The organism is Echinicola sediminis, assembly GCF_054777495.1.
Genome location: NZ_BAAHAP010000256.1, coordinates 1 through 535, shown reverse-complemented (window position 1 = coordinate 535; position 535 = coordinate 1). Strand labels below are relative to the sequence as shown.

Below are 535 nucleotides of genomic sequence, written 5' to 3'. Positions count from 1 at the left end.
GCCAGATCACCGGTAACTACTATCCGGAACTGGCTGCGCTGAATGTCGAAAACTTTAAAACCGACAAACCACAGCCGGTTAACGCGCTGCTGAAAGAAGCCGAAAAACGCAACCTGTCGCTGTTACAGGCACGCTTGAGCCAGGACCTGGCGCGCGAGCAAATTCGCCAGGTGCAGGATGGTCACTTACCGACTCTGGATTTAACGGCTTCTACCGGGATTTCTGACACCTCTTATAGCGGTTCGAAAACCCGTGGTGCCGCTGGTACCCAGTATGACGATAGCAATATGGGCCAGAACAAAGTTGGCCTGAGCTTCTCGCTGCCGATTTATTAGGGCGGAATGGTTAACTCGCAGGTGAAACAGGCACAGTACAACTTTGTCGGTGCCAGCGAGCAACTGGAAAGTGCCCATCGTAGCGTCGTGCAGACCGTGCGTTCCTCCTTCAACAACATTAATGCATCTATCAGTAGCATTAACGCCTACAAACAAGCCGTAGTTTCCGCTCAAAGCTCATTAGACGCGATGGAAGCGGG

The 535-nt window shown here is 52.3% G+C and carries 1 pseudogene; it reads left to right on the top strand.

Annotated features, from left to right (window positions below):
• Positions 1 to 134 precede the first annotated feature (134 nt).
• A pseudogene (locus tag ACYVAA_RS23050) lies at positions 135 to 535 on the top strand (TolC family protein); the annotation flags it as partial.